24 protein-coding genes are annotated in these 26,147 nt (G+C 61.7%); 12 read left to right on the top strand and 12 right to left on the bottom strand.

The features are described 5' to 3' along the window. The first annotated feature begins 93 nt into the window (after window positions 1-93). The 7 genes from thrS to ihfA all read left to right on the top strand — a co-directional run bounded on the left by thrS (window position 94) and on the right by ihfA (window position 7,278). A complete protein-coding gene (thrS, locus tag KUV45_RS06780) occupies window positions 94-1,992 on the top strand; it encodes a threonine--tRNA ligase (protein WP_222163870.1) in 1,899 nt (632 codons plus the stop codon). A 97-nt stretch (window positions 1,993-2,089) separates the two neighbouring features. Then, window positions 2,090-2,629, top strand: a complete 540-nt coding sequence (gene infC / locus KUV45_RS06775; protein WP_308126699.1) for a translation initiation factor IF-3 — start codon at window positions 2,090-2,092, stop codon at window positions 2,627-2,629. An 86-nt stretch (window positions 2,630-2,715) separates the two neighbouring features. Continuing rightward, window positions 2,716-2,910, top strand: coding sequence for a 50S ribosomal protein L35 (gene rpmI / locus KUV45_RS06770; RefSeq protein ID WP_045991495.1), 195 nt, complete (start codon window positions 2,716-2,718; stop codon window positions 2,908-2,910). 36 nt (window positions 2,911-2,946) lie between these two features. After that, entirely contained in the window at window positions 2,947-3,300 is a 354-nt protein-coding gene (gene rplT, locus KUV45_RS06765) for a 50S ribosomal protein L20 (protein ID WP_045991494.1), read from the top strand. Between the two features lie 153 nt (window positions 3,301-3,453). Further along, a complete protein-coding gene (gene pheS, locus KUV45_RS06760; RefSeq protein ID WP_206938518.1) occupies window positions 3,454-4,473 on the top strand; it encodes a phenylalanine--tRNA ligase subunit alpha in 1,020 nt (339 codons plus the stop codon). 66 nt (window positions 4,474-4,539) lie between these two features. After that, entirely contained in the window at window positions 4,540-6,921 is a 2,382-nt protein-coding gene (gene pheT, locus KUV45_RS06755; RefSeq protein WP_222163868.1) for a phenylalanine--tRNA ligase subunit beta, read from the top strand. 57 nt (window positions 6,922-6,978) lie between these two features. Then, window positions 6,979-7,278, top strand: a complete 300-nt coding sequence (gene ihfA / locus KUV45_RS06750; RefSeq protein ID WP_206938522.1) for an integration host factor subunit alpha — start codon at window positions 6,979-6,981, stop codon at window positions 7,276-7,278. 112 nt (window positions 7,279-7,390) lie between these two features. Here the strand turns inward: ihfA and KUV45_RS06745 are convergent, their stop codons facing one another. Both KUV45_RS06745 and KUV45_RS06740 read right to left on the bottom strand, forming a co-directional pair. Next, window positions 7,391-8,776, bottom strand: a complete 1,386-nt coding sequence (locus KUV45_RS06745; RefSeq protein ID WP_224852096.1) for a uracil-xanthine permease family protein — start codon at window positions 8,774-8,776, stop codon at window positions 7,391-7,393. 508 nt (window positions 8,777-9,284) lie between these two features. Beyond that, window positions 9,285-9,491 (bottom strand): DUF2788 domain-containing protein, encoded by a 207-nt coding sequence (locus KUV45_RS06740; protein ID WP_206938526.1) that lies wholly within the window; start codon window positions 9,489-9,491, stop codon window positions 9,285-9,287. 141 nt (window positions 9,492-9,632) lie between these two features. Between KUV45_RS06740 and KUV45_RS06735 the strand changes: the two genes are divergently transcribed. Continuing rightward, window positions 9,633-10,097 (top strand): flavodoxin domain-containing protein, encoded by a 465-nt coding sequence (locus tag KUV45_RS06735; RefSeq protein ID WP_222163866.1) that lies wholly within the window; start codon window positions 9,633-9,635, stop codon window positions 10,095-10,097. Continuing rightward, the gene (locus KUV45_RS06730) at window positions 10,097-10,465 is read left to right on the top strand and encodes a hypothetical protein (protein ID WP_206938530.1); all 369 of its coding nucleotides are present in this window, start codon (window positions 10,097-10,099) and stop codon (window positions 10,463-10,465) included. The genes KUV45_RS06735 and KUV45_RS06730 overlap by 1 nt, the downstream gene beginning before the upstream one ends. Window positions 10,466-10,580: 115 nt before the next feature. Here KUV45_RS06730 and ppnN read toward each other — a convergent pair whose 3' ends face one another. Then, window positions 10,581-11,954 carry a nucleotide 5'-monophosphate nucleosidase PpnN gene (gene ppnN, locus KUV45_RS06725; protein WP_242520577.1) on the bottom strand — a complete coding sequence of 458 codons (1,374 nt, stop codon included), beginning with the start codon at window positions 11,952-11,954 and terminating at the stop codon, window positions 10,581-10,583. Between the two features lie 26 nt (window positions 11,955-11,980). After that, window positions 11,981-12,271, bottom strand: a complete 291-nt coding sequence (locus tag KUV45_RS06720) for a YfcL family protein (RefSeq protein ID WP_222163865.1) — start codon at window positions 12,269-12,271, stop codon at window positions 11,981-11,983. A 205-nt stretch (window positions 12,272-12,476) separates the two neighbouring features. Between KUV45_RS06720 and KUV45_RS06715 the strand changes: the two genes are divergently transcribed. Beyond that, window positions 12,477-13,394, top strand: coding sequence for a LysR family transcriptional regulator (locus KUV45_RS06715; RefSeq protein WP_206939245.1), 918 nt, complete (start codon window positions 12,477-12,479; stop codon window positions 13,392-13,394). Window positions 13,395-13,448: 54 nt separating this feature from the next. Here KUV45_RS06715 and gcvP read toward each other — a convergent pair whose 3' ends face one another. Both gcvP and gcvH read right to left on the bottom strand, forming a co-directional pair. Further along, complete coding sequence (gene gcvP, locus KUV45_RS06710; protein WP_222163864.1) at window positions 13,449-16,343, bottom strand: aminomethyl-transferring glycine dehydrogenase; 2,895 nt, start codon at window positions 16,341-16,343, stop codon at window positions 13,449-13,451. 255 nt (window positions 16,344-16,598) lie between these two features. Then, complete coding sequence (gcvH, locus tag KUV45_RS06705; protein WP_206938536.1) at window positions 16,599-16,991, bottom strand: glycine cleavage system protein GcvH; 393 nt, start codon at window positions 16,989-16,991, stop codon at window positions 16,599-16,601. Between the two features lie 781 nt (window positions 16,992-17,772). On the opposite strand from gcvH, the gene KUV45_RS06700 reads away from it, so the two are divergent. Further along, window positions 17,773-19,107 (top strand): sodium:alanine symporter family protein, encoded by a 1,335-nt coding sequence (locus tag KUV45_RS06700; RefSeq protein WP_261315889.1) that lies wholly within the window; start codon window positions 17,773-17,775, stop codon window positions 19,105-19,107. Window positions 19,108-19,188: 81 nt separating this feature from the next. Then, on the top strand, window positions 19,189-20,298 hold the full coding sequence (gcvT, locus tag KUV45_RS06695; protein ID WP_222163862.1) for a glycine cleavage system aminomethyltransferase GcvT: 1,110 nt from the start codon (window positions 19,189-19,191) through the stop codon (window positions 20,296-20,298). 222 nt (window positions 20,299-20,520) lie between these two features. On the opposite strand, the gene KUV45_RS06690 is transcribed toward gcvT, so the two are convergent. From KUV45_RS06690 to KUV45_RS06665, 6 genes are all read right to left on the bottom strand, one after another. Beyond that, window positions 20,521-21,120, bottom strand: a complete 600-nt coding sequence (locus KUV45_RS06690; RefSeq protein WP_222163861.1) for an alpha-ketoglutarate-dependent dioxygenase AlkB — start codon at window positions 21,118-21,120, stop codon at window positions 20,521-20,523. 177 nt (window positions 21,121-21,297) lie between these two features. After that, window positions 21,298-21,873, bottom strand: a complete 576-nt coding sequence (locus tag KUV45_RS06685; protein ID WP_222163860.1) for a phosphatase PAP2 family protein — start codon at window positions 21,871-21,873, stop codon at window positions 21,298-21,300. A gap of 59 nt (window positions 21,874-21,932) precedes the next feature. After that, window positions 21,933-23,093 carry a glycosyltransferase family 1 protein gene (locus KUV45_RS06680; RefSeq protein WP_222163859.1) on the bottom strand — a complete coding sequence of 387 codons (1,161 nt, stop codon included), beginning with the start codon at window positions 23,091-23,093 and terminating at the stop codon, window positions 21,933-21,935. Window positions 23,094-23,331: 238 nt separating this feature from the next. Continuing rightward, window positions 23,332-24,270, bottom strand: a complete 939-nt coding sequence (locus tag KUV45_RS06675) for a LysM peptidoglycan-binding domain-containing protein (protein ID WP_222163858.1) — start codon at window positions 24,268-24,270, stop codon at window positions 23,332-23,334. Beyond that, on the bottom strand, window positions 24,213-25,088 hold the full coding sequence (locus KUV45_RS06670; RefSeq protein ID WP_206938559.1) for an acyltransferase: 876 nt from the start codon (window positions 25,086-25,088) through the stop codon (window positions 24,213-24,215). Before KUV45_RS06670 ends, KUV45_RS06675 begins: the two co-directional genes overlap by 58 nt. A gap of 127 nt (window positions 25,089-25,215) precedes the next feature. After that, on the bottom strand, window positions 25,216-26,142 hold the full coding sequence (locus KUV45_RS06665) for a LysR family transcriptional regulator (RefSeq protein ID WP_222163857.1): 927 nt from the start codon (window positions 26,140-26,142) through the stop codon (window positions 25,216-25,218). Window positions 26,143-26,147: the final 5 nt, after the last annotated feature.

Here is a 26,147-nt window from a genome sequence, read left to right as displayed (position 1 = left end):
CTGGTAGGCTATGTCGCTGTTTCACCCATTGAATCCATTTTGGCGACACGTGATCCCTGGTATGGATCACCACTGCGCACAAGGACAGCTTGCATGCCCATCGTGACACTGCCTGACGGCAGTCAGAGAACCTTTGATTCCCCCCTTAGCGTCATGGAGTTGGCCGAAAGCATCGGCCCGGGACTTGCCAAGGCCTGCGTGGCTGGCAAGATCGACGGCGTATTGGTGGACGCCGCGGACCTGATCGAGACGGACGCCGAGGTGGCGATCCTGACCGCAAGAGACGAGGAAGGGTTGGAGATCATCCGGCATTCCTGCGCCCACCTGATCGGGCACGCGGTCAAGCAGCTCTATCCCGAGGCCAAGATGGCCATCGGCCCGGTGATCACCGACGGCTTCTATTACGACATCGATTTCGGCCAGTCGATCACCCCGGAAGACCTCGATACCATCGAGAAGCGCATGAAGCAGCTGATCGATGAAGAATACGATGTGGTCCGCGAGTACGTGGATCGCGATAAGGCGATGCTCGAGTTCCTGCATCGTGACGAGCCCTACAAGCAGGAAATTGTTCGCGGCATTCCCGAGGGCGATACCATCCGGCTGTACCGGCATCAGGAATACACCGACATGTGCCGCGGGCCTCACGTGCCCAACACCCGTCATCTGAAGGCGTTCAAGCTGACCAAGCTGGCGGGCGCCTACTGGCGCGGCAATGCGGACAACGCCATGTTGACCCGTATCTACGGCACCGCCTGGGGCGACAAGAAGCAGCTCAAGGCCTATCTGCACCGGCTGGAAGAGGCCGAGAAGCGTGACCATCGCAAGCTGGCGCGTCGTCTTGACCTGTTTCACATGCAGGAAGAAGCTCCGGGGATGGTGTTCTGGCACCCCAATGGGTGGACGCTGTGGCAGCGTGTCGAGCAGTACATGCGCGGTGTCTACAAGGAGGGCGGCTATCAGGAGATCCGCTGCCCGCAGATCATGGACGTGTCGCTGTGGAAGAAGTCTGGCCACTGGGACAACTACGCCGACGGCATGTTCTTCACCGAGTCCGAGAAGCGTGAATACGCGCTGAAGCCGATGAACTGCCCGGGGCATGTTCAGGTCTTCAACTCCGGACTACGCAGTTATCGCGAACTGCCGGTTCGCTTTGGCGAGTTTGGCGGGTGTCATCGTAACGAGCCCTCTGGTGCGCTGCACGGCATCATGCGCGTGCGTGCGTTCACCCAGGACGACGGGCACATCTTCTGTACCGAAGAGCAGGTCCAGCCTGAAGTGACCAGCTTCCACCGTCAGGCACTGAAGGTCTACAGTGATTTCGGCTTCGAAGACATCGCGATCAAGATCGCGCTGCGCCCTGAGAAGCGTATCGGTGATGACGAGACGTGGGATCGTGCCGAGAACGCACTGCGCGGTGCGCTTGAGGCTTGCGACGTCGAATGGCAGGAACTGCCTGGCGAAGGTGCCTTCTATGGTCCCAAGATCGAGTACCATATGAAAGACTGCCTGGGCCGCGAATGGCAGGTCGGGACCATGCAGGTCGACTTCATGATGCCGACTCGCCTGGGTGCCCAGTACGTGACAGAAGAGGGCGAGCGTAAGCCGCCCGTCATGCTGCACCGTGCCATTGTCGGCTCCATGGAGCGCTTCATCGGCATCCTGATCGAGCACTATGCCGGTGCCATGCCTTTGTGGCTGGCTCCTGAGCAGGCGGTGGTGATGATTATCACCGACGCGCAGAAGGAATATGCCGAAGCTTTGACCTCTCGTCTGCAAAAAATCGGTTTACGCGTCAAGTCGGACTTGAGGAACGAGAAGATCGGCTTTAAAATTCGCGAGCATACGTTGCAGAAGGTACCCTATCTCCTGGTGGTCGGAGATAAGGAAGTAGAGGCCGACTCGGTGGCTGTGCGTACGCGCAGCGGCGAAAATCTAGGCACCATGACGGTGGATGCCTTCATCGAGCGAGTTCAGGCCGAGCGGTACTAACGGGTAGGCGGCATGGGCCGCCCCCTCGTGCGAAGCTCGTAAAGGCACGCACCTTCCCAGCTCTCGCACCTTCCAAAGCTATAGTGGAGACGGAACCATCAAGCGAAGCAACCCCAGAGGACGCCCCCAGGACAAGCGTCCGCCAATGAACGAGCGTATCACCGAAGATCAGGTCCGCCTGATCGCTGCTGACGGCGAACAGCTTGGTATCGTGGACACCCGCGATGCTCTTGAGCGCGCCGAGGCTGAAGGCCTTGACCTCGTGCAGATTTCAAATGCCGATCCCATCGTCTGTAAGATCATGGATTACGGCAAGTTCGTCTTCGAGCAGAAGAAGCAGAAAGCTGCTCAGAAGAAGAAGCAGAAGCAGATCCAGGTCAAGGAAGTCAAATTCCGGCCTGGCACCGACGAGGGCGACTACCAGGTCAAGATGAAGAATCTGATCCGGTTCCTCGAAGGTGGCGACAAGGGCAAGGTCACCCTGCGTTTCCGCGGGCGTGAAATGGCGCACCAGGACATCGGCCGCAAGCTGATGGAGCGGATCGCGTCCGATCTCGAAGAGATCGGTACCGTGGAGTCCTTCCCCAAGATGGAAGGCCGCCAGATGATCATGATCATTGCCCCCAAGAAGAAGTGATTCGACGGCCCGTCCAACGAATGGCCAGCTCCAAAGCTGGCCATTGGCCCCGAATTTTCTAAAGAAACTCGAGCGGAGTTATTCTCATGCCGAAGATCAAGAGCAACAGTGGCGCTGCCAAGCGCTTCAAGAAGACTGCTAACGGCTTCAAGCACAAGCAGTCCTTCCGTAGTCACATTCTGACCAAGAAGTCCACCAAGCGTAAGCGTCAGCTGCGCGGCATGCAGCAGATCCACGATGCCGACAAGGCACTCGTGCGTCGCATGCTGCCGTACGTCTAATCCTTGGTGAACCCCCTTTAACGTCAGGAGAGTGCTATGACTCGTGTCAAGCGTGGTGTCGTCGCCCGTCGTCGTCACAAGAAGATCATGAAGCAGGCCAAGGGTTACTACGGTGCCCGTTCGCGTGTTTTCCGCGTAGCCAAGCAGGCCGTCATCAAGGCCGGTCAGTACGCCTATCGCGACCGTCGTCAGCGTAAGCGTCAGTTCCGTGCCCTGTGGATCCAGCGTATCAACGCTGGTGCTCGTCAGCACGGTCTGTCCTACAGCCGCTTTGTTGGCGGTCTGAAGAAGGCCGGCATCGAAATCGACCGTAAGGTCCTGGCTGACCTGGCTGTTCACGAGAAGGCGGCATTTGCTGCCATCGTGGAAAAGGCCAAGGCTGCCCAGTAAGCGCGTTCGATGGATGACCTGACCCTCTTGAAGGAGGGTCAGTGCATGATCGCCCCAGGGGAAGAGCAGCCGCTCTTCCCCTGTTTTTTTGGCGACCCTTTTATCATCGCTACTCTCCACTAAAGAAAGATCAACGCTACCGGAGCTCAACGTATGGACCACCTTCCCGATCTGGTTCAACAAGCTCGCGACGCCATCCAGTCCGCCGAGGGCATGGCCGGGCTAGACGATATTCGTGTCAGGTATCTGGGCAAGAAAGGCGAGCTGACGGCGCTGCTCAAGGGGCTTGGCAAGCTGCCGCCGGAAGAGCGTCCGGCCGCAGGTGAACGCATCAACCAGGCCAAGCAGGAGCTGGCCAAGGAGCTTGAGGCACGTCGTGACACCCTGGCCAAGGCAGAACTGGATGCCAGGCTCGCTGCGGAGCGTCTTGACGTCACGCTGCCCGGTCGCGGCCAGCCCGCTGGTGGCTTGCACCCGGTGACTCGAACGCTGGAGCGGATCGAGGGACTGTTCAAGCGGATTGGCTACGATGTGGCGGTAGGGCCTGAGCTTGAAGATGACCACCACAACTTCGAAGCGCTGAACATTCCTGCCCACCATCCTGCCCGCGGCATGGCCGACACCTTCTATTTCGACGCCACGCGACTGCTGAGAACGCACACCTCTCCCGTACAGGTGCGCACCATGAAGGCGGAGGAGCCCCCGATCCGCATAGTGTGCCCGGGCCGGGTGTATCGCAGCGACTCGGATCTGACTCACACGCCAATGTTCCACCAGGTCGAAGGCCTGCTGATCGAGGAAGACGTCAGCTTTGCGGACCTCAAGGGCACCATCGAAGACTTCCTGCAGGCGTTCTTCGAGCGTGACGACCTGTCCGTGCGCTTCCGTCCGTCCTACTTCCCGTTCACCGAGCCATCTGCCGAGGTCGACATTGCCTGTGTGATGTGCGCCGGAGAAGGCTGTCGGGTCTGCTCCCACACCGGCTGGCTGGAGGTGATGGGCTGCGGCATGGTGCATCCGGAGGTGTTCCGCCACGGTGGTATCGACCCCGAACGCTACACAGGCTTTGCCTTCGGCATGGGGGCCGAGCGCCTGGCGATGTTGCGCTACGGCGTCAATGACCTGCGCCTGTTCTTCGAGAACGATCTGCGCTTCCTGCGCCAGTTCCATTGATCAGAGGCCCGCACAGCGGCCCTTCGAAGAACATTGACTGCGTGAACAGGACGTCAAGGAGTCCTCATGAAAGTATCTGAACAGTGGCTGAGGGAGTGGGTTTCCCCTCAGCTGTCTACCCAGGGGCTGGCCGACCAGATCACCATGGCGGGGCTCGAGGTAGATGCCGTCGAGCCCGTTGCGGCGTCATTCAGCGACGTCGTGGTGGCACAGGTGACCGACAAGGTCCAGCATCCCGACGCTGACAAGCTGAACGTCTGCCAGGTTGACGATGGCAGCGGTGAGCCGGTTCAAGTGGTGTGTGGCGCCCCGAATGTGGCGGTGGGACAGCGGATTCCCTTTGCTCGCGTCGGCGCCGTGCTACCCGGCGATTTCAAGATCAAGAAGGCCAAGCTGCGTGGTGTCGAATCTCGCGGCATGATCTGCTCCGCATCGGAGCTGGGCCTTGAGGAAGGCACTTCCGAAGGCATCCTGGTGCTCCCCGAGGACGCACCGGTGGGGACGGCCCTGCGTGAGTACCTCGCGCTGGATGATCACACCATTGAAGTGGACCTGACGCCCAACCGTGGCGACTGCTTGAGCGTGCAGGGTCTGGCTCGGGAAGTGGGCGTGCTGAATCGTCTCGGCCTGACTGAGCCAACCATTGACCCGGTTGCTGCACGTCACGACGAGACCTTCCCGGTACGCGTCGAGGATGCTCAGCGTTGCCCGCGTTATATCGGTCGCCTGATCAAGGGTGTCGACATCAGCCGTCCGACGCCAATGTGGATGATTGAGCGCCTGCGCCGCAGCGGCGTGCGTGCGATCGACCCCGCCGTTGATGTCACCAACTATGTCATGCTCGAGTTGGGGCAGCCGTTACATGCCTTTGATCGTGCCAATCTTGAGGGTGCCGTCGTGGTGCGCCTGGCGCGCCAGGGTGAGGAGCTGGTGCTGCTTGACGGCCAGACCGTGTCCCTCGATCCGAGCACCTTGATCATTGCTGACGACAAGGGTCCTCTGGCCTTGGCGGGCGTCATGGGCGGCGAGCACTCCGGTGTGGGGGCCGAGACGCGAGATATCTTCCTGGAAGGCGCGTTCTTTACTCCTCTGGCGGTCGCAGGCCAGGCCCGCTCCTACGGGCTTCACACTGACGCGTCCCATCGTTTCGAACGGGGCGTCGACCCCGAGCTGACGCGACGTGCCGTGGAACGTGCGACTGCGCTGTTGATCGAGATCTGTGGCGGCGAGCCGGGCCCGCTCAACGAGCAGGCGGATGACGCTCATCTGCCCGGTCAGCGAGACGTCACGCTCCGCGCTGAGCGGTTGGCGAAGGCACTGTCAAAGCGCCTGGACGACGCTGAGGTCAGCGAAATCCTGGAGCGTCTCGGCATGGCGGTTGACGCCCATGATCGTGGTTGGACGGTCAAGGTGCCGAGTTGGCGCTTTGATATCACGATCGAGGAAGACCTGATCGAGGAGGTGGCCCGCATCCATGGCTACAATCGTCTGCCGGTACGCCGTCCCGCAGTACGCTTGGGCTTGAAGGCTGACCATGAGGCGCAAAGCCCGCTGGGCAGATTGCGCAGGCAGCTGACGGCCCGTGGCTACCAGGAAGCGATTACCTATAGTTTTGTCGCGCCTGAGCTGCAGCGGGCCTTGCTGCCTGAAGCGGTATCGCCGGTTCTCGCCAACCCCATCTCCGCGGACCTGTCGGTGATGCGTGCCAGTCTGTTTCCGGGGCTGGTGAGGGCGCTGGAACACAACCTCAATCGTCAGCAGACCCGTGTGCGCCTGTTCGAGAGTGGCCTGGTCTTCCGCGGCGAGCTCGATGACCTTGAACAGGTGCCGATGCTAGGCGCTGTCGTTTGCGGTTCGCGTCTGCCCGAAGGTTGGACTGGTGGCCGTGACAAGGTGGACTTTTTTGATCTCAAGGGAGATCTGGAGAGCCTGCTGGAGGTCAGCGGTGACGCCGACGCCTGGCGTTTCGAACCAGGCGAGCATCCCTCACTCCACCCGGGGCAGTGCGCGCGGATCCTGCATCGCGGTGAAGAAGCCGGCTGGATTGGCACGCTGCACCCCGCGGTCAAGAGCAAGCTGGGCCTCAAGACTGACGCCGTGTTGTTCGAGGTTCGCCTGGATGCACTCAGTCAGGGCCGTATCCCGGCCTTCGCACCGCTGTCGCGCTACCCCGAGGTGCGGCGTGACTTGGCCTTCGTCATCGATGAGGACCAACCGGTACAGGCGCTGCTCGACCGCGTCAGGGCCGAGGCGGGTGAATGGTTGACGGATCTGGCGCTTTTCGACGTCTATCAGGGCAAAGGTGTAGCCGAAGGTCGTAAGAGTGTGGCCTTGGGCTTGACCTGGCAGCATCCATCGCGCACGCTAAATGACGAAGAAATCAATCAGTTGGTCGATGCCATCGTGGCAACGGCTCGGCAGGGAGTCAATGCTGAGCTGCGTGCTTGACGCTTTAGCCTGACGGGCGCGGACGGTTGGCGTGACCATCACCATGAGGATGACGACATGGGAGCGTTGACCAAGGCAGAACTGGCCGAGCATCTGCACACGGAACTTGGCCTGTCCAAGCGGGAGGCGAAAACCATGGTGGAAGCCTTCTTCGAAGAGATCCGTGCCTGTCTGCGAGAGAATGAGCAGGTCAAGTTGTCGGGGTTCGGCAACTTTGATCTGCGCGATAAGCGCGAACGTCCTGGCCGTAACCCCAAGACCGGGGAAGAGATCCCCATCTCGGCGCGGCGTGTGGTGACCTTCCGGCCTGGCCAGAAATTAAAGAGCCAGGTAGGTCATCCAGATGACGAGGAATGACCGGCTGTAAAGCTGAGGCGCCGCCTGATACCAGGCGGCGCTTTTTTTGGTGCTGGTCCCGCTGTATCGATGGGCTGGTCATGTCGGGAGCCCGATGCGGGTTGTCGACCGCTTAGCCGTTGTCAGAGCCTGTGGCCGCCGCGCTCGGTGTCGCTGTCGTCGGTGGCTCGTCTCTCTCGGCGGCTTCTTCGGCCAGCGTCTTGCGCGGCAGCAGTAGGTTGAGCAGAAAGGCGCTGAGGGCCGCGATGACGATGGGCGCACCGCTCACGACATTCTTGAAGGTTTCCGGGAATTGCTCGATGGCGGCTGGCTCCGAGGCGATGCCAAGGCTCAGTGCGAGTGACAGGCCAACGATGGTCATGTTGCGGGCCGTCATCTCGTCTTTGATCAACAGCTGAATGCCGGTCACGGTGATCATGCCAAAGACTGTGATGGTGGCGCCGCCGATGACGGGGTAGGGGATGGTCGTCATCAGGGCGCTGAATTTAGGACTGAACCCCGCCACCAGCACGATAATGCCGGCAAGCAAGAAAACCGTGCGGCTGACCACCTTGGTAATGGCGACGATCCCGACGTTCTGGCTGTAGGTGGAGGTCGGCAGGGCGCCGAAAAGGGTGCTGATGGTGGTTGTCAGGCCATTGCCGAGAAGGCCTCCGGTAAGCTCCTTGGTGGAGAGCTCCCGGTTCATGCCGGCGACGCTGGTCGCAGATAGATCCCCAATGGTCTGCACTGAGTTGATCACACAGATGACCACCATGGAGATGATCGCAGCAGAGTGAAACTCCATGGCAAAAGGCATGGCCTTGGGCACTGCCAGCCAGGGCGCGTTATGGATCGGGCTAAGGTCGATCATGCCCAGCGGGATGGCAGCCAGATATCCCACCAGCATGCCGATGATGATGGCGGACAGCTTGATGATCCCGCGACCAAACTGTGATGCCAGCAGCACGGCAATCAAGGTCAGCAGTCCGAGCCCCCAGTTGGAGAGATTCCCGAAACCCTCTGCATTGACGTTGCCGCTTCCTGCAATGTAGCGGATCGCGATGTCATACAGCGACAGGCCGATGACCAGTACCACGGTGCCCGCCACGACCGGTGGAAACAGGTGACGAATGAACTGTATGAAGTAGCCCACTATCACCATGGTAATGCCGCCGATAAGTTGGGCGCCGAGAATACCTTCGATGCCATATTGGCTGCCGACGGCGATCAGCGTCGGAACGTAGGCAAAGCCGACACCGAATATGGCCGGCAGGCGAGCGCCAAACTTCCAGAGTCCGTACAGGTGGAACAGGGTACAAGCGCCGGAGGCCAGGATAGCGACCTGGATGAGCTGCAGTTTCTCGGCAGGGCTCACCCCCACCACGCCCGCCACGATAAGCGGAGGAGTGATGACTCCCGCAATCATTGCCAGCACGTGCTGTAACGAGATGGGAAGCGCCTTGGCCAGGCCTGGACGCCCGTGGAAATCAAACAGTGTCTTGGGAGGAGTGTGCATGTTCTCGGCCATTGTCATCGTTGTTGTTGTGCCAACAAGATCGGCCGGGACGAACTGTTGGCCAGACGTAGGGGCAGGGCGTGGGCGCTGCTCCTGATCCTGATGGCGAGGCGGTTGCTGTAGCCTACCTGGCTCTAGGCTAGTGTATTCACGACAATGTCGCGTGTGTATACAGGTTAAGTGCGCGATGGTGCGTCATGATTTGATCGATATCACACAGAGGCGAGGAGAAAGACGACTCGAGTTGAGGTTCTGGTTCAACTCGATGGGAGAGCGCCGCGTGGGCAGGGCACCCAGCCGCGTATGTCTTTGTTGGTGGGAGAGGGCCTGGCGGCAGACAATTCTGTGCTGAATGGCTGCGCTGTGCTGATTGAGTGGTCCGTGCAAGTGGTTCGTACGCTGAGGGCCGTACGGGTGCTGATGGGAGATATGGCAAACGGCGCTCCACGACCTGCTGGCGTGGACCTGGGCGGGGCGCAGCAGGGGGAAGAGACCGACCTTGGCGGGTCTAGACGCCGTGGCTTTCGAGGTACCAGGTGATCGCCACCTTGGCCACATAGCCGAGCATTCCGGCCCCGAGCACGATGAACAGCATCAGGGTGCCAAAGCGCCCCGCCTTGGATTGCTTGGCCAGATCCCAGATGATGAAGCACATGAACAGCATGAGTCCGCCGATCATGATGGGGGTGATCCATGTCTCGAAGGTGTCTTGCATAGAGGTCTCGCTGTCTGGGGAGGCGTCTTGCTTGCGCCTGCCATGGTAGCGCCTTGCCGGGCAGATTGCAGGTCGCCGGGGATGCGTCGGTCTCGGCCAGCATGCTAGAATCCGACCAGAATTCTCAGGTAATTCCTTTACATGCCTACACTCAAGATACTGGTTGGCACCATGTATGGTGGTGCACTCGACGTGGCGGAGCAGGTCAAGCCGCTGTTCGAGGAGGCCGGGTACGACGTCTCGGTTCTCGAAAATCCCTCTCTGGCTGATGTCACCGACGATGCGCCGGATCTCGCCCTGTTCTGCGTGTCGACGACAGGTAGCGGTGATTTCCCCGGCAATTTCGTCAGTTTCGTACGCGAATTGCAGGACAAGAGCCCGGGGCTGGGCCACCTGCGCTATGGACTGATCGCCCTGGGTGACAGCTCCTACGGCGACACCTTCTGTGGTGCCGGCCGCCGTCTGGATCAGCTGCTCGAGGAGCAAGGCGCGACCCGCCTTGATGACCGACTGGAGATCGACGCCATGGAAACCTTCATGGCTGACGATGAAGCCTTGCCCTGGGTCGAGGGCTGGATTTCTCGCCAAGATCTCAAGGTGGCATGATGGCACGGGCAATCGCGAGCCCTGCTCGCCTCAGCCTGATGGTGGGTCTGATGCTGGTATTGGCGCTGACCCTGCCACGTTATCAGATGGCCGGCCTGGCGACCCGCGAGACGCTGGTCTACATCGTGCTGGGTGTGCTCGCCCTGGCTTCCCTGTTTCAGTGGCGCCTGCTCGATGGCGCCGGGCGCTCTCGCTTTCTGCGCATGTTGTTCACGCTGCTTGGCTGCATGGTCGTGGCGCTGGTCGCCATGGTGATCTACAAGCTGGTGGTGGGCGGCGTGGCCCTGGGCGTCATCACGTTATCCCAGGGAGCGACCGCAGGCCTTTTGTTGCATGCTGTAGTACTGGTGTTTTCCAAGCGAGATTGAGCTGAGTTCAGCTGACGCCAGCCAGGGCGAGGTCCTGGCGCGGCCGACGCGATGACAAAACGCCCTGGATCATGGATCCAGGGCGTTTTTTTACCTGCCAAGAAGGCGATATCCGTCAGCCGGATCTACCTCCAAGGGTGTAGCACGGCACGTAGTCGCCGGCCAGCTTCATGCGTCCTTGGGCAACGAAGGAGGTCAGCAGGGCGTCCAGCTTCTCCATCAGGTCCGCTTCGGCGTGCAAGCGGAAGGGGCCGTGTGCTTCGATGGCGCGAATCCCTTGCTCCTTGACGTTACCGGCCACGATGCCCGAGAACGCGCGGCGCAGGTTGGCGGCCAACTCATGCTTGGGCAGTTCACGATTGAGCTCGAGCCCGGCCATGGCCTCGTGGGTGGGGACGAACGGCTCCTGGAAGTTTCGGGCAATGGTCAGGCGCCAGTTGTAGTAGAAGGCATCCTGACGGGCGCGCCGATACTCCGTGACCTTGTCGATGTTGGCGCGCATGGTGCGGGCGACCTGGGTGGGGTCGTCGATGATGATCTGGTAGAGCTCGCGCACGGACTCACCCAAGGTATAGACCAGAAACTCATCGATACGCTGAAAGTACTCCGCGGCACTCGCCGGCCCGGTGAAGACCACCGGCAGCTCCATGTCGACATTGTCGGGATGCAGCAGGATGCCGAGCAGATACAGAATCTCTTCCGCCGTGCCCACGCCGCCGGGGAAGACAATGATGCCGTGGCCCAGGCGGACGAAGGCTTCGAGGCGCTTCTCGATGTCCGGCATCACCACCAGCTCGTTGACGATGGGATTGGGCGCTTCGGCAGCAATGATCCCGGGCTCGGACACGCCGAGGTAGCGTCCTGGATAGCGCCGCTGCTTGGCGTGGGCAACGTTGGCCCCCTTCATGGGGCCTTTCATGGCACCGGGACCGCAACCGGTGCAGATGTCCAGGTCACGCAGGCCGAGATGGTATCCCACGTCCTTGGTGTATTCGTATTCCTCTCGAGAGATGGAATGACCACCCCAGCAGACGACCAGGCTAGGGTCGCGGCTCGGCTTGAGCGTGCCGGCCTTGCGCAGAATGTGGAAGACGGCGTTGGTGGTGCCTTCTCCCGTGGACAGGTCGAAGCGCGACTGGTTCTGGATCTCGTTGTAGACGTAGACGATATCCCGCAGCACGCTGGAGATGTGCTCGCGGATGCCGCGGATCATGCGGCCGTCGACAAAGGCTTCGGCCGGGGCGTCGGTCAGCTTGAGGCGCACGCCGCGGTCTTGCTGGAGCAGCTCAATGTCAAAGTTGGGGTAGGTTTCCAGCAGTGCCAGGCCGTCATCCATGGGGTTGCCGGAATTCAGTACCGCCAGCGTGCAGCGACGCAACATTTCATGCAGCCCGGTTTGAGAGCTGTCGCGGAGGCGGTTGACTTCATGCTGGGACAGGATTTCGAGGCTGCCCTCAGGGGAAATCGTGGTGGAAATGGTCTCGGCCATTTTTGGGCTTCCTTGTCAGAGGCGATTCAAGGCATCGGTGCCTTGTCGCACGCCTGGTTGAAGAGTTCGCGCACGGCTGTTTGGTCCGCGTCGCTCATGCCATCCTGGGCAAAGGCGCCATCCAGCCATTCATGGAAGACGGCGTCGAAGTCGTCGCTGCTTACCTCGCTGGGGTTGTAGTCAAGCTGGTCCACCACCAGGGGGATCTGCGGAATCAGATACCCGAGGGGAAACAAGTCGTCGGCACTGGCCTCACGCTCCATGTCCAGCAGGGCATCATGAATGGCGTCGGCACGTGCGGCGATGGGGTCATGCATGGAAAGTGACTCTTGTGCTGTGGTGGAAGGTGCTGTGGCTGACATCGAACTCTTGATCATGGTGTGATGCTATCACGGCCGTGCGTTCAGGCGCACCGCTGCGGCCCCCGGGTGGAAGTGGTAGACTATGCCGCGTCATCCGGATTGTGCCTGGCCCCGTCGCCTGATGGCCCAGGACGCCGGCGAATCATCCTGGCGTCATTCCATGTTCAATGCCCTGTATTTTCGTACCTTCATCACGCTGGTGGAAACCGGTAGCTTTACCCGTACCGCTCAGCGTCTCGAGATGACCCAGCCTGGGGTCAGTCAGCATATTCGTAAGCTTGAGCGGTACCTGGACAAGCCGCTGCTGGAGCGCCAGGGGCGACGTTTCCGGCTGACCGAGGCAGGGCGCCGTGTCTACGACTACGCGGTGAAGCTGTTTTCGGAGCACGAGCAGTTCCGACATTCTCTGGACGACGAGAGCCTGGACAGCGGTGAGTGCCGGCTGGCGTCGCCGGGCAGCATCGGCCTGATGCTGTATCCGTTTATTCTCGGCCAGCAGCAGCGCCATCCCGGGCTTACCGTCTCCTACTGCTTTGCCTTTCATCAGGAGATCCTGGCCGATGTACTGGCCGGGCGACATGACCTTGGGATCGTGACGGAGGCAACCCGGCATCCGGACCTGGTCTGCGAGCCATGGCACGACGAACCCCTGAGCCTTGTGGTGCCGGCAGACTTTACCGGTACCACCCTCAACGACCTGCTCGGACTGGGCTTCATCAGCTATACCGACGGCCTGGACAAGGCGGTGAGCCTGCTGCGAGCCAATTTCCCCGATGACTTCCGCTCGATGAGCCACTTTCCCCGCCAGGGCTTCACCAACGAGGTAGGCATGGTGCTGGATGCGGTGGCTCGAGGGCTGGGTTTCAGCGTGGTGTCTCGGCTGGTGCTGGAGACGTCGCCGTGGCAGCGCCAGGTGCGCGAAATGACGCTCAGCCAGCCGTTGGATGAGACGCTCTATCTGGTGAGTCGTCGCGGTGCTCAGGTGCCGAGTCGTTACCACCATTTACTGGAAGCCTTCCGTGAGCAGCGCCACCTGGAACGCTTCGGTCATCCTGATGGGCGGGCGCTGGAAGGCTAGCTTCAACGCACGAACCCCGCCAATTGGCGGGGTTCGTGGTCTAGCGAGGTCCGCTTAGTCGCGATACTCGTCGATGCTCGGGCAGGAGCAGATCAGCTGTCGATCGCCCAGCACGTTGTCCACCCGGTTGGCGGCGGGCCAGTACTTGGCCCCCTTGACCGCCTCGGACGGGAAGGCCCCGATTTCCCTGGAGTAGCCGCGGCTCCAGTCGGGGTCCATCAGGTCCGCCATGGTATGCGGCGCATGCACCAGCGGGTTGTCGTCGAGCGCCCATTCACCCTTCTCGACCCGAGCGATTTCCTCACGAATGCCGATCATGGCGTCACAGAAGCGGTCGAGCTCGTAAAGAGATTCGGACTCGGTTGGCTCGATCATCAGGGTGCCTGCCACCGGGAATGACATTGTCGGTGCATGGAAGCCATAGTCCATCAGGCGCTTGGCAATGTCTTCCTCGCTGATGCCGGAGGCCGCCTTGAGCGGACGAATGTCGATGATGCACTCGTGTGCCACTGTGCCGCTTTCGCCCTTGTAGAGCACCGGATAGTGTCCGTCGAGGCGCTGGGCGATGTAGTTCGCGCCGAGGATCGCCAGTTCGGTGGCCTCGCGCAGGCCCCGTGCGCCCATCATCTTGATGTAGGCCCAGGAGATCGGCAGGATCGATGCGGAGCCAAAGGCCGCTGCCGATACCGCGCCTGAGTCCGCCTCGACGCCGTCGAGGGGGGTGACGCTGTGATTGGCAACATGGGGGGCGAGGTGCGCCTTGACCCCGATGGGGCCCATGCCGGGGCCGCCGCCGCCGTGGGGAATGCAGAAGGTCTTGTGCAGGTTGAGGTGGCTGACGTCGCCGCCAAAGTCGCCCGGGCGGGCGAGACCCACCTGAGCATTCATGTTGGCACCGTCGATATAGACCTGGCCACCATTGGCGTGAACGATATCGCAGGCATCGCGCACTCCCTGCTCGAACACTCCGTGGGTAGACGGGTAGGTCAGCATGATGGCGGACAGGGTGTCGGCGTGCTGCTCAGCCTTGGCCTTGAGATCGGCAAGGTCGATGTTGCCGCGCTCGTCGCATTCCACCACCACGACCTTCATGCTGCACATGGCAGCGGAAGCGGGGTTGGTGCCATGGGCAGAGCTTGGGATCAGGCAGACGTCACGATGGCCTTCGCCCTGCGCCGCCTGGTAGCGACGGATGGCCACCAGCCCTGCGTATTCGCCCTGTGCGCCTGAGTTAGGCTGCATGGAAATGTGGTCGTAGCCAGTGATTTCGACCAGGAAGGCCGACAGCTCGTCGATCATCTGGCGATAGCCCGCGACCTGGTCCTTCGGCGCGAAGGGGTGGATGCGGGCGAACTCCGGCCAGGTGATCGGCATCATCTCGGTGGTCGCGTTGAGCTTCATGGTGCAGGAGCCCAGCGGAATCATGGCGTGGGCCAGCGACAAATCCTTGTTCTCGAGGCGCTTCAGGTAGCGCAGCATCTCGGTTTCGCTGCGATAGCGCTGGAACGTCGGGTGCTCGAGGAAGCGACTCTCGCGGCGGCAGGCGCTGGGGATGCCGCTGGCCTTGCTGTCGAGCACGCCATCGTCCAGTTCGCGCACGCCAAGGCCGTGTTCTTCGCCCAGCAGGACGTCGAACAGCACGTCCAGGTCGTGGGCCGTGGTGGTCTCGTCCAGACTGACGCCGACGTCGCCGTTGTCGAAGTAGCGCAGGTTGACCTCGTGGGTCATGGCGCGACCCAGGATCTTGCCACGATCAACGCCGGTCAGGCGTAGCGTGTCAAAGTAGCTGTCGTTGGTGAGGGAGACGCCTTTCTGTTCCAGGCCCGTGGCCAGAATGGTGGTCAGGCGATGAATACGGCCGGCAATGGTGCGCAGTCCCTCTGCACCGTGGTACACCGCATAGAAGCCGGCGATATTGGCCAGCAGCGCCTGGGCCGTACAGATGTTCGAGGTGGCCTTCTCGCGGCGAATATGCTGTTCGCGGGTCTGCATCGCCATGCGCAGCGCGGTGTTGCCGCGGGCATCCTTGGACACACCGATGATACGCCCGGGGATCGAGCGCTTGAGCTTGTCGGTGGTGGCGAAGAAGGCGGCGTGAGGCCCACCGAAGCCCATGGGGACACCAAAGCGCTGACTGGAACCGACCACGATGTCGGCACCCATCGCACCAGGCTCCTTGAGCAGTACCAGGGCCATCAGGTCGGTGGCCACGCAGGTCATGATGCCGCGGTCCTTGGCCTCGGCGATCAGCGGCGCCAGGTCATGCACGCGGCCGTCGTTGCCCGGGTATTGCAGCAGCGCGCCGAACACGTCGTGCTGGCCGAGCTCCGCTGCCGGAGCGGTAACGATGTCGTAGCCAAACCACGAGGCCCGGGTCTTGAGCACGTCCAGGGTCTGAGGGAAGACGTCGTCGGCGACGAAGAAGGCGTTGGTCTTGGCCTTCTTGTTGGAGCGACGACACAGCGCCATGGCTTCGGCGGCGGCGGTAGCTTCATCCAGCAGGGAGGCATTGGCCAGCTCCATGCCGGTCAGGTCCATGACCATCTGCTGGAAGTTCAGCAGGCCTTCTAGGCGACCCTGGGAAATTTCTGGCTGGTAAGGGGTGTAGGCGGTGTACCAGCCTGGGTTTTCCAGCACGTTGCGTTGAATGACGGCGGGCAGGTGAGTGTCGTAGTAGCCCTGACCGATGTAGCTCTTTGCCACCTTGTTCTGGCGTGCCAGCCGGTACAGATAGTCAAGTGCCTCGGCCTCGGCCTTGGGCGGGTCCAGATCGAGCTCACGACCCAGACGGATATTCGCGGGGACTGTCTTGTCGATCAGGGCATCCATGCTATCGACGTCAAGCGCTGCAAGCATCTTGGCTCTGTCAGCGGAGCCGGGACCGTTGTGACGACGAAGAAAGGCATCATGATCGGCCAGTTCGGCCAGGCGACGTGTATCGAAAGCCATGGAACACCTTGAATGTGGTGGATCGACGAGATCCAGTGTGAGTGAAGCGTTAGAAAAGATGACAGAAGTGCCTGAGCTGATGAGCCTGTGCGTCACAGGCTGCCAACGTCCTCAGCGATACGGCAGTGGGGTCGGGGAGGGCGCTATCTGCTGCTTGTCCTCTGACCTATACCCTCAGCCCTCAGCTCTTCCTGGGCGGTAACCGGGGCCCTGGTAGGCCCCGGTGGTGGTGGCGTGGCCCGCCACCAAGCCGGATCAGCCTTCGGCGTCGACCACTGCCTGATAAGCCTCTGCATCCAGCAGATCGTCGAGAGCGCTCTTGTCGTCCAGGCGCACCTTCATGATCCAGCCATCTTCGTAGGGAGCTTCGTTGACGGTCTCCGGCGAGTCTTCCAGAGATTCGTTGACCTCGATGACCTCGCCGTCCACCGGCGCGTACAGGTCGGAAGCCGCCTTGACAGATTCGATGACGCCAAACTCGTCACCTTTGGACAGGCTGCTGCCGACGTCAGGCAGGTCAACGAACACCACGTCGCCCAGGGACTCCTGCGCGTGGTCGGTAATACCGATGGTGACAGTTCCGTCGCCGTTGTCCTGAATCCATTCGTGGCTGTCGACGTAGCGCAGGTTGGCGGGGATTGAGCTCATCTCGATTTCCTATACGAAAAAGGTTTTCCGGTTTCGCGCATGCTAACGCCATTCAAGGCATTTGGCGAGTCCATGACAAGAGAATACCGAGTCGGTTGACGTATCCTCACGACATAGGGTGGATCGAAGCGCTCGTCGCGTCCAGCCCGGCGGGAAAGTTCGTGATGCCGTTCGCTGGCAGGTCACGCCTCTTCCCCACCCGAGGTAGCGCTGGCCGGGGCTGCTTGGCGCTTGAGGGTGGCGGGTCAGGCGGGCGGTGGGCAGCAGACATGCCAGGGGACTATGCTGATATTGCAGAACGGAGGCCTGCGCCCTGTGCTGCGGGCAATGTTTGCCAGGAAGCGCTGTCTTGGATATGGTGTCAAAAGTTTCCAATAAGAAACTTTGATGGAGGTGTCGCGAGAAGAAACTTTGATGGAGGTGTCGCGAGCCCGAAACGCAGCACATCGTCGGCGTAGGTCTTTATTCGGTGGTTGCCTTATGCCGGTGTCGACGGGCCTGTCTTATGCAGCTTGGGCCAGCGTTTGCGAACAGGGGCTTGCGTGAAACAGCGTGACTGGTGCGCGTGTAGCAATATCCGCTATCTTAGGCGGGTCCGTGCTACCTAATCCGCTGGCAGATCCGTTGTTTCGATAGAGTTTTATCGAAATGCGGCAGGGCAGCAGCGGGTAGCGCATCAATACGTGGCGCATAATAACAAGTGCCGAGTCAAAGGGAGACTTCCGTGGACGCACTCAACAACATCTTCTCCGCCATTAATGGCGTGGTGTGGGGGCCAGTCATGCTGGTCCTGCTGCTGGGGGTAGGCATCTACCTGCAGATCGGTCTGAAGATCATGCCTATTCGCAAGCTGGGTATGGGCTTCAAGTTGATGTGGGGGGGACGAGATAGCAAGGCGTCCTCCCAGGACGAGGGGGAAATTTCTCCCTTCAACGCCCTGATGACGGCGCTGTCCGCGACGATCGGTACCGGTAACATCGCCGGTGTGGCGACGGCGATTGCGCTAGGTGGTCCAGGCGCGGTGTTTTGGATGTGGATCACCGCACTGGTCGGTATGGCCACCAAGTTTGCCGAGGCCGTGCTGGCGGTGCGTTATCGCGAGACTGACGAGAACGGCTTCCATATCGGCGGGCCGATGTACTACATCAAGAACGGTCTTGGCCGCAAATGGCTGTGGCTGGGTGGCGCTTTCGCCTTCTTCGGCGCCGTGGCCGCCTTTGGTATCGGTAACACGGTGCAGTCGAACTCCGTCGCCGATGCGCTGGATTCCAGCTTTGGTATCCCGCACTGGGTCACCGGTCTGGTGATCATGGTGCTGGCGGGTGCCGTTATCCTGGGGGGGATCAAGCGCATCGCCAAGGTGGCGGGCAAGCTGGTGCCGGTAATGGGCATCGCCTACATTATTGCCGGCGTCTGCGCGCTGTCCGTGAATGCCGACCAGATCGGTAACGCCCTCTCCGACATCTTCTACTACGCCTTCAACCCCCATGCAGCAGTGGGTGGCTTTGCTGGTGCAGCGGTGATGGCGGCCATTCGTTTTGGTGTGGCGCGCGGTATCTTCTCCAACGAGGCGGGCCTCGGTAGTGCCCCCATCGCTCACGCCGCGGCGCAAACCAAGAATCCGGTGCGTCAGGGCCTGATCGCCATGCTGGGTACCTTTATCGACACCATCATGGTGTGCACCGTGACGGCGTTGGTCATCTTGACCGCCCCCATCTGGGAAACCGGTGAACAGGGTGCCTCGCTGACCGCGATGTCCTTTGAAAACGCGTTGCCTGGTGGATGGGGTGACATCATCGTCTCCATTGCCCTCGCGGTGTTTGCCTTCACCACGATTCTGGGCTGGTCCTTCTACGGCGAGAAGTGCTTCCAGTTCCTGTTCGGCACGCGCTCCATCATGCTGTATCGCATTCTGTTCGTGGCTGCCATTCCGGTAGGTGCGCTGGCGCAGCTTGGCTTTATCTGGCTGATGGCAGACACCTTCAACGCCATGATGGCGATTCCTAACTTGATTGCCCTGGCCCTGCTGTCGCCGGTGGTGTTCAAGCTGACCAAAGACTACTTCGACGGTAAGGACATCCTGCCGGGCGAAGACCTCGACCATCACAAGTCCTGAACCCAGGCCGTCGGCAGGAGGTGCCTCAAGGGCACCTCCTGTCGTTCGGGGGTTCTTTCATGAACCACGAGATGAGACGCCATGAGTGACCTCAAGACCACACCGCTGAATGCCCTTCACCGCGAGCTGGGGGCCAAGATGGTGCCCTTCGCTGGCTATGACATGCCTGTTCAGTACCCCCTGGGGGTGAAGAAGGAGCATGAGCACACTCGGGCCGCCTGTGGCCTGTTCGACGTGTCGCACATGGCACAGATCCTGATTCGCGGCGATGATGCATTGGTCGCCCTGGAATCGCTGGTGCCGGCGGACCTGGTGGGACTGCCGGAAGGCATGCAGCGCTATGGTCTGTTCACCAGCGAGGAGGGTGGCATTCTCGATGACTTGATGACGGTCAATGCCGGGGACCATCTCTATCTGGTGGTGAATGCGGCTTGCCGGGAGCAGGATATTGCGCACCTTCGCCGCGGGTTGCCGGATCATGAGATTGAAGTGGTAGACCGTGGCCTGCTCGCCCTTCAGGGCCCAAAGGCTACCAATGTCATGCAGCGCCTGTGCCCGGCGGCTTGTGACATGGTGTTCATGCAGCATGGCCGTTTCGACATCGATGGTATTGCTGTGTGGGTGAGTCGCAGCGGTTACACCGGCGAGGACGGCTTCGAGATTTCTGTGCCGGCAGAACAGACGGATGCGCTTGCCCGCAAGCTGCTGGCAGAAGACGAGGTCGAGGCGATCGGTCTCGGCGCGCGGGACTCGTTGCGCCTGGAAGCGGGGCTTTGCCTATACGGTCATGATATCGATACCACCACGACTCCGGTCGAGGCAGGGTTGATCTGGGCGATCGGCAAGCCAAGGCGTCGCGGTGGCGAGCGTGCCGGCGGTTTTCCGGGGGCGGACATGGTGCTGCACCAAATTGAGGTCAAGGACCATCAGCGCAAGCGGGTCGGGCTACTGGCCGAGGGCCGGGCGCCGGTGCGTGAGGGTGCCGAGCTGTACAGTGAAGACAACCAGCTCTTGGGCAGCGTGACCTCCGGGGGCTTTGGGCCCAGCGTAGGCAAGCCCGTGGCCATGGGCTACGTCACGCTCGACCACGCGGAGCTGGGCACCACGGTCTACGCCGAGGTGCGCGGCAAGCGGCTGCCGATGACGGTGACACGGATGCCGGTCATCACGCCTGGCTACTATCGGGGATAGGCCGCCAGCGAGCGTTCGTCACTTTAGGCCTGAGCTTTCAGCGTAGTGGGTGTTATACCGTTATCTTGTGTGTGAGATTCGGGGACAAGAGCCACAAAGCCTCAGCTGAACGCAAGCATCTCTACGAAACGGCGCCCATCGGCGCCGTTTTTTGTGTCAGCAAGACACTATTGCGATCTCGGTGCGCCTTCGCTGTCCGGCCTCTACGTCAGCTGTGATGTGTCAGGAGGTCGTGTCGAGGTGGCGAAAGGTCAAGTTGACCCGCTGGCCGACGCTACTGCGGGGCAGCAGCGCATGCTCCAGCTGCTCCTGACAGCCAGGACCCATCCATAGCAGGCTGCCATGCTCGAGCCAGACATTGAACGCCGGTGATCGGCGGTCCTTCCAGCGAAAGCGCATGGGTCGGCTGGCGCCGAGGCTAATGGAGGCGATGACGGGCAGGGGGCCAAGCTCTCGCTCATTGTCGCAGTGCCAGCCCATGCGATCGTCCCCACTGCGATAGCGGTTGATCAATACGCTGTTGAAGAGAGGCGTTGTGGGGGGAAGCTGAGCATTCAGCCGGTCCCGCAGATCAGCGACCAGCGGGTGCCAGGGGCATGGCAGAAAGTCGTTGCCGGAGAACCGGTAAGCGTGGTCGCCCATCCATACCTGCTGGCGCGGGATCAGGTGGGTCTTGCCGTAGAGGCGGATAGCGGGGCGCTGCCAATCCAGGTCTCTCAGCAGTCCTTCGAGGGTGTCAGTGGCGACGTCGCTCGGCAGAAGGCGTGAGACATACGTCAGCGGGGGCGACGTCAGAATGTGATGGGTATCAGGGTTGGGCATGGCGTCAGCATAACAGCCCTGCAGGGCCATGGCATGAGGGCCAGGCTCTAGATAAGGGAAGCTGGGGCTTATTCGAAGAGAAGCTGTGGCTCTTAGGAAGGGACGCTGTGGGAGCGCTGGGCGCTGTGTCAGATTAGGGCGGACCCGCTGGCAGGCAGTACAGGGTCCGCACACGGTTCACGACGTGGCTGCCACCATCAGCACAGAGGTGGTCGAGAGCCCCAGGCTGGCCAACGCCATGGCATATCCCAGCGCGGCACCGGCGACGACATCGCTGTAGTAGTGCAACCCCAGGCCAACCCGGGAGATGGCAATCAACCCGGCCAGAGGCAGTAGCCAAGGCAACAGGGCGGGACTATGCACTGCTGCCAGGGTGCAGAACATCACGGCGTGCATGGTATGCCCGCTGGGAAAGCTGTAGCGGTCTCTGGCGGGCTCGTTGCATTGGATGCTGCCGCCGAAGGTAATGAAGGGACGCTCACGACACAGGCGCGTCTTCAGCAGCTTGTAGACCGCGATGGCGACCAGCGCAGTAGCGATGTATTCGAACATCAAGCGCAGTCCGATATCACGGCCATGCAAGGCCGGCAGGGCGATGATCAGCGCCACCCATACCGGCCAATCGCCGAGCTTGCTGGCGATTTTCAGGGTAGACAGCCAAGGCCGATAGATGCTGAATCCGGCGGTGCGCTGGCAGAGCTGCCACTCGAGCATGTCGAGTCGGTCGAACCACTGAGGAATCTTGTTGGTCATCTCGTGTCTCCTCTCCGTTACATCAATCAGCGCCCGGCCCGGCGTGGGTCATGCCACTCTCAGGCTTCGGCAGGGTTCGAGAGCTGTCCGCGTGCATGGCGTGCATGTTCGTGGGCGTCCAGGAAGGTCTGAGCGATAGTGGGCCAGCGGTAGGCCAGTGCTCGTTCCCGAGCCGCTCTGCCCAGCCGCGCGTAACGGGCCTGCTGTTGGCATAGCGCCACAGCCTCTTGGCGGAAGGTCTGGTTATCTCCCGGCGGGATACTGACCCCATCGTGATCGGTGCTGATCAGCTCTGCTCCTGCGGCATGCCGGAAGGCGACGACGGCGAGCCCGCTGGCCATGGCCTCGAGTATCACGTTGCCCCAGGTTTCCGACAGGGAGGGAAAGACGAAGATGTCGGCGCTGGCGTAGTGTGTCTGCATCTGGGCTGAGTCAATGAACCCCGTGAAGATGGCGTCAGGCAGCGCCTTCTCGAGGCTCGCTCGTCCAGGTCCATCGCCCACCACGACCAGGCGCATGTCAGGACGAGCCTCCAGCATGTCGAGGAAGGTGTCTCTGAGCAGGTCGAGGTTCTTTTCTGGCGCCAACCGTCCGACGTACAGGGCTACCGGCTGGTGCTGACCGACTCCCCAGGAGTCCCGCAGCTCCTGGCTCCGCTTGTCAGGAGTGAAGCGGTCACCTTCGATACCACGCGCCATCACAGACACGCGCTCGAATCCTGCCGTCGCCAGTTCACGCGCCTGCTGATGTGTCGGCACCAGCGTGGCGGCGCAGCGGTTGTGGAAGTGGCGCAAGCGCTGGCGGACCAGCGGAGCTAGCCAGGGCACACCGTAATCCTGGCAATAGTGGTCGAAGTTGGTGTGCCATCCACTGACCACTGGTATGTCCAGTTTCTCGGCGGCACGCAAGGCCGACCAGCCTAGCGGGCCTTCGGTGGCCACATAGATGGCATCTGGCTTGGTCGTCTGCCACAGGCGCTTCAGCGTGCCGACGCTGGCCCAGCCAATTCGAACTTCCTTGTAGCGTGGCATCGACATCCCGCGCACACGTAGCTCGTGCTCCATGCCCTCCGCCTTGGCGGCGCTGGCATCGACCGGCTCCGGGCGGACCAGCTGCAAGGTCACGCCGAGGGCAAGCAGCTCCCTGCTGATACGTCCGAGTGTGTGGGCGACTCCGTTGATGTCGGGAGACCAGGTTTCGCTGACCAGACAGATGCGCATGGCGTTCCTCGTGCCCGTCGGGCCCCACTTGGCCCGCTCGAGGACGAGCATGCAATGCGCCCATGACAGCTCTGGGTCAGCCACGTGAATAGCCTGTTACTACAGGCGGACGGAGCGGGTGGCGCGAGCAGGAAAAAGCCGCTGCAGAGAGAATCGACGGAAAGACGCGGCGCAGGGCCAAGGGGTGAGCCGTCGCTCTGGGAGTGAGAGCGACGGCAGAGGGCGACGGCCGAGGCGTTTAACGCAGGATGGTGCCAGGATCGATGGGTTTGCCCCCATGGCGCATATCGAACAGCAGGTCATAGCGGCCGGTCGACGAGTGCTTGCCGACCGAGCACAGCGGCGTACCGCGGGTGACCTGATCGCCCTTGGATACCACAATGTCGCCGCACAGCGCATAGACGCTCTGCAGGTTATCGGCATGGTGCACGATGACCACCTTGCCAAGCTGGCGCATGCTGTCAGCGAAACTGACTTCCCCATCGGCGACCGCCTTGGCATTGGCACCCTCGTCGGTGGCCAGCAGCATCGGCTGCAGCCTGCCGCGACTGTCATTGCCGTAGCGGCGTACTACACGATAGTCGTCCAGCGGCCATGGCCAGCCACGTGCCCGCGATGTCACCGGGCCAGGGTCCGGCAGGCGGGCGCTGCTGGAAGGCGCGCTCGACGCAGCGGTCGCTCGGCTGGTCGATGCGCTGCTGGCGCGCAGTGGAACCTGAATCAGTTGCCCGACCTTGAGATCAGTAGCGCGGACACCGGGGTTCGCGCTTTGAATGCGCGCCGTGGTCGTGCCGAAGCGTCTGGCGACGGCGCTGTAGGTATCGCCGGGCCTCACCTGATAACGGTAGGGGCCGCCGGAGGGCGCGCGTTCCTGTCGTGACGGCACCAGCAGGCGTTGCCCCACCGCCAGGTGACGAGAATCGACACCCGGGTTAAAGCGCTGAAGACGCAGCAGCGGAATCCCAGCCCTGCGGGCGATCGTGCCGAGGGTGTCGCCGCGTTGAACGCTGATCCAGTCTCCTGCGATGGAGGCGCTCGCCACATGGCTGGATCTCGCGCTGGGACCGCTGTTGGCGCCGGAACCAGCGCACCCGGTGATCAGCAGCGCCATGCCGGCGATCACCAGCGGTGCGAGGCGAGCGAAGCGTCCTTGTCTTGCCAAAGGGCATTGAGCCATGAATGGAAGCGTTCCTTGTAGATCGGGTCGTCGTGGTAGCGGCCATCCAGCATCCAGTCAGCGACGTCCAGGCGACGCGCATCAAGCCGAATGGCCTTTTCCTTGCCACACAAAAAGCGCCAGAAACTCGGCGCGCTCGACTGGTAGTCGATCGTGACGTCGAGGATCGCATCCAGGCGATCTCCCAGCAGGGCCAGCACCTGCGCGATGCCCCCCGCCTTTGGACGCAGCAGATGGGTGAACGGACTCTGGCGCGCATCACGCTTGGCCGGCGTAAAGCGGGTACCCTCGACAAAGTTGATGATGGCGATGGGGACATCCCGCGCACGCTCGCACATGCGCTCGGTGGCCTTGCGGTCACGTTCCGCCAGGGCCGGATTGGCCGCCAGCTGTTCCTTGCTGTAGCGCCGCATGAAGGGAAATTCCAGGGCCCACCAGGCCATGCCGACTACCGGAATCCAGATCAGCTGCTGTTTAAGGAAAAAGCGAGGCATGGGGACCTTGCGATGCATCGCCATCATCAGCAGGAAGATATCGGTCCAGCTGCGGTGATTCGACAGGATCAGGTACCAGGACTCCGGAGACAGATCGTCAGGCACCGTTATCCTGACGTCAGGGCGTACCCAGTGGCGTATCCACCACAGGTTGAAGCCTATCCAGTTCAGAGCGATCGCGTTTAGGCCGCCCAGCACACGACGCTGCAGATGGCGTCCTGGGGTGATCAGCTTGAGCAGGGTCAAGCACACCAGGGGCAGGGTCCAGAACAGGGTGTTGGCCACGAGCAGCAGAATGCTGACCAGTCCCTTGAGGCTAGACATCAAGTTACATACCTCATCTCAGAATTGTGTCGCTTGGTTCGCTGCAGGGGGGCAGCGGGGAGCTCGCCAATCCTAATGGATATGCCGCTGGCTGCCCAGCCGAAGGCGCATCCTCGGCGCTGGCCACTCACTGCTGCGCCTCTTGCTGCGCTGCACGGGAAGGTAGCTGTGGGGGCGGCGTGGCACCCTCCAGGATATCGACCATGGCGCGGGCGGCGACAGACAGTTCATGGGGGTTCCAGGTCACGATACCGACCCTGCGCTCGATCGCCGGGTCGGAGAGTGGCCGACAGACGGCTCCGGCTTCTTGCATCTGCGACATGCACAATGCTGGCACGGCACTGACCCCAAGCCCGTTGGCGACCATGCGACCCACACTTGCCAGCTGATGGGTCTCGAAGGCGACCTTGAGCGCGCCATGGCGGCTGCCCAGCTGTTGTTCCAGCAGGCGCCTGACCATGGAGGGACGCTGAAGGGCAACAAAGTCCCAGTTCATCAGGGTGTCCCAGGACAACGATGAGTGCTGTACCAAGGGAGAGCGGGGGGGCAGCACCGCGATGAAGCGATCGCTGAACAGCGGGGTAAAGTGCAGGCTGCCTGTGGCTTCCGGCTCAAAGGCAATGCCCATCTCGACCTGGCGTTGGCGGACCATGTCGATGACCTGCTCGTTGACCACATCGTGCACGGTCACGTTGATACGTGGGTGACGGCGGTGAAAGACCGCCAGGGACGGCGCCAGCAGATTGCCCGCAAAGGCGGGCATGGCCGCCAGCGAGAGGCGACCCAATTGCAAGGTAAAGCGCTGGCGCAAGGCGTCCTCAGTGTTATCCCACTCCACCAGCAGGCGCTTGGCCAGGGGCACCAGCGACTCGCCTTCTGGTGTCAGTCGCACGCTACGGGTGGTGCGGATCAGCAGGCGCCCGCCCAGGCTGTCTTCAAGCCCCTTGATGGCCAGGCTAAGGGCGGGCTGAGACAGGTGCAGCTGCTCGCAGGCCTGGGTGAAACTCAGCGTCCTTGCGACGGCGAGAAAGGCGCGGAGTTGCTTCACGGTCATGGCGT

The sequence above is a fragment of the Halomonas sp. DP3Y7-2 genome, assembly GCF_019800795.1.
Classification (GTDB): Bacteria; Pseudomonadota; Gammaproteobacteria; order Pseudomonadales; family Halomonadaceae; genus Halomonas; species Halomonas litopenaei_A.
Note: the sequence above shows the minus strand (reverse complement) of the source record. Positions and strands in the feature narration are given on the sequence as shown.

What these genes read in the sequence shown, in the direction of transcription:
- KUV45_RS06715 (WP_206939245.1), top strand. Translation starts at nt 12,477, where the DNA reads ATGTTCAATGCCCTGTATTTTCGTACCTTCATCACGCTGGTGGAAACC.
- KUV45_RS06745 (WP_224852096.1), bottom strand. Translation starts at nt 8,776, where the DNA reads ATGCACACTCCTCCCAAGACACTGTTTGATTTCCACGGGCGTCCAGGC.
- KUV45_RS06690 (WP_222163861.1), bottom strand. Translation starts at nt 21,120, where the DNA reads ATGCCCAACCCTGATACCCATCACATTCTGACGTCGCCCCCGCTGACG.
- pheS (WP_206938518.1), top strand. Translation starts at nt 3,454, where the DNA reads ATGGACCACCTTCCCGATCTGGTTCAACAAGCTCGCGACGCCATCCAG.
- KUV45_RS06670 (WP_206938559.1), bottom strand. Translation starts at nt 25,088, where the DNA reads ATGTCTAGCCTCAAGGGACTGGTCAGCATTCTGCTGCTCGTGGCCAAC.
- KUV45_RS06680 (WP_222163859.1), bottom strand. Translation starts at nt 23,093, where the DNA reads ATGCGCATCTGTCTGGTCAGCGAAACCTGGTCTCCCGACATCAACGGA.
- gcvT (WP_222163862.1), top strand. Translation starts at nt 19,189, where the DNA reads ATGAGTGACCTCAAGACCACACCGCTGAATGCCCTTCACCGCGAGCTG.
- rpmI (WP_045991495.1), top strand. Translation starts at nt 2,716, where the DNA reads ATGCCGAAGATCAAGAGCAACAGTGGCGCTGCCAAGCGCTTCAAGAAG.
- KUV45_RS06685 (WP_222163860.1), bottom strand. Translation starts at nt 21,873, where the DNA reads ATGACCAACAAGATTCCTCAGTGGTTCGACCGACTCGACATGCTCGAG.
- gcvP (WP_222163864.1), bottom strand. Translation starts at nt 16,343, where the DNA reads ATGGCTTTCGATACACGTCGCCTGGCCGAACTGGCCGATCATGATGCC.
- KUV45_RS06665 (WP_222163857.1), bottom strand. Translation starts at nt 26,142, where the DNA reads ATGACCGTGAAGCAACTCCGCGCCTTTCTCGCCGTCGCAAGGACGCTG.
- KUV45_RS06740 (WP_206938526.1), bottom strand. Translation starts at nt 9,491, where the DNA reads ATGCAAGACACCTTCGAGACATGGATCACCCCCATCATGATCGGCGGA.
- thrS (WP_222163870.1), top strand. Translation starts at nt 94, where the DNA reads ATGCCCATCGTGACACTGCCTGACGGCAGTCAGAGAACCTTTGATTCC.
- KUV45_RS06735 (WP_222163866.1), top strand. Translation starts at nt 9,633, where the DNA reads ATGCCTACACTCAAGATACTGGTTGGCACCATGTATGGTGGTGCACTC.
- KUV45_RS06730 (WP_206938530.1), top strand. Translation starts at nt 10,097, where the DNA reads ATGGCACGGGCAATCGCGAGCCCTGCTCGCCTCAGCCTGATGGTGGGT.
- ihfA (WP_206938522.1), top strand. Translation starts at nt 6,979, where the DNA reads ATGGGAGCGTTGACCAAGGCAGAACTGGCCGAGCATCTGCACACGGAA.
- gcvH (WP_206938536.1), bottom strand. Translation starts at nt 16,991, where the DNA reads ATGAGCTCAATCCCCGCCAACCTGCGCTACGTCGACAGCCACGAATGG.
- KUV45_RS06720 (WP_222163865.1), bottom strand. Translation starts at nt 12,271, where the DNA reads ATGCATGACCCCATCGCCGCACGTGCCGACGCCATTCATGATGCCCTG.
- KUV45_RS06700 (WP_261315889.1), top strand. Translation starts at nt 17,773, where the DNA reads ATGCTGGTCCTGCTGCTGGGGGTAGGCATCTACCTGCAGATCGGTCTG.
- pheT (WP_222163868.1), top strand. Translation starts at nt 4,540, where the DNA reads ATGAAAGTATCTGAACAGTGGCTGAGGGAGTGGGTTTCCCCTCAGCTG.
- KUV45_RS06675 (WP_222163858.1), bottom strand. Translation starts at nt 24,270, where the DNA reads ATGGCTCAATGCCCTTTGGCAAGACAAGGACGCTTCGCTCGCCTCGCA.
- rplT (WP_045991494.1), top strand. Translation starts at nt 2,947, where the DNA reads ATGACTCGTGTCAAGCGTGGTGTCGTCGCCCGTCGTCGTCACAAGAAG.
- ppnN (WP_242520577.1), bottom strand. Translation starts at nt 11,954, where the DNA reads ATGGCCGAGACCATTTCCACCACGATTTCCCCTGAGGGCAGCCTCGAA.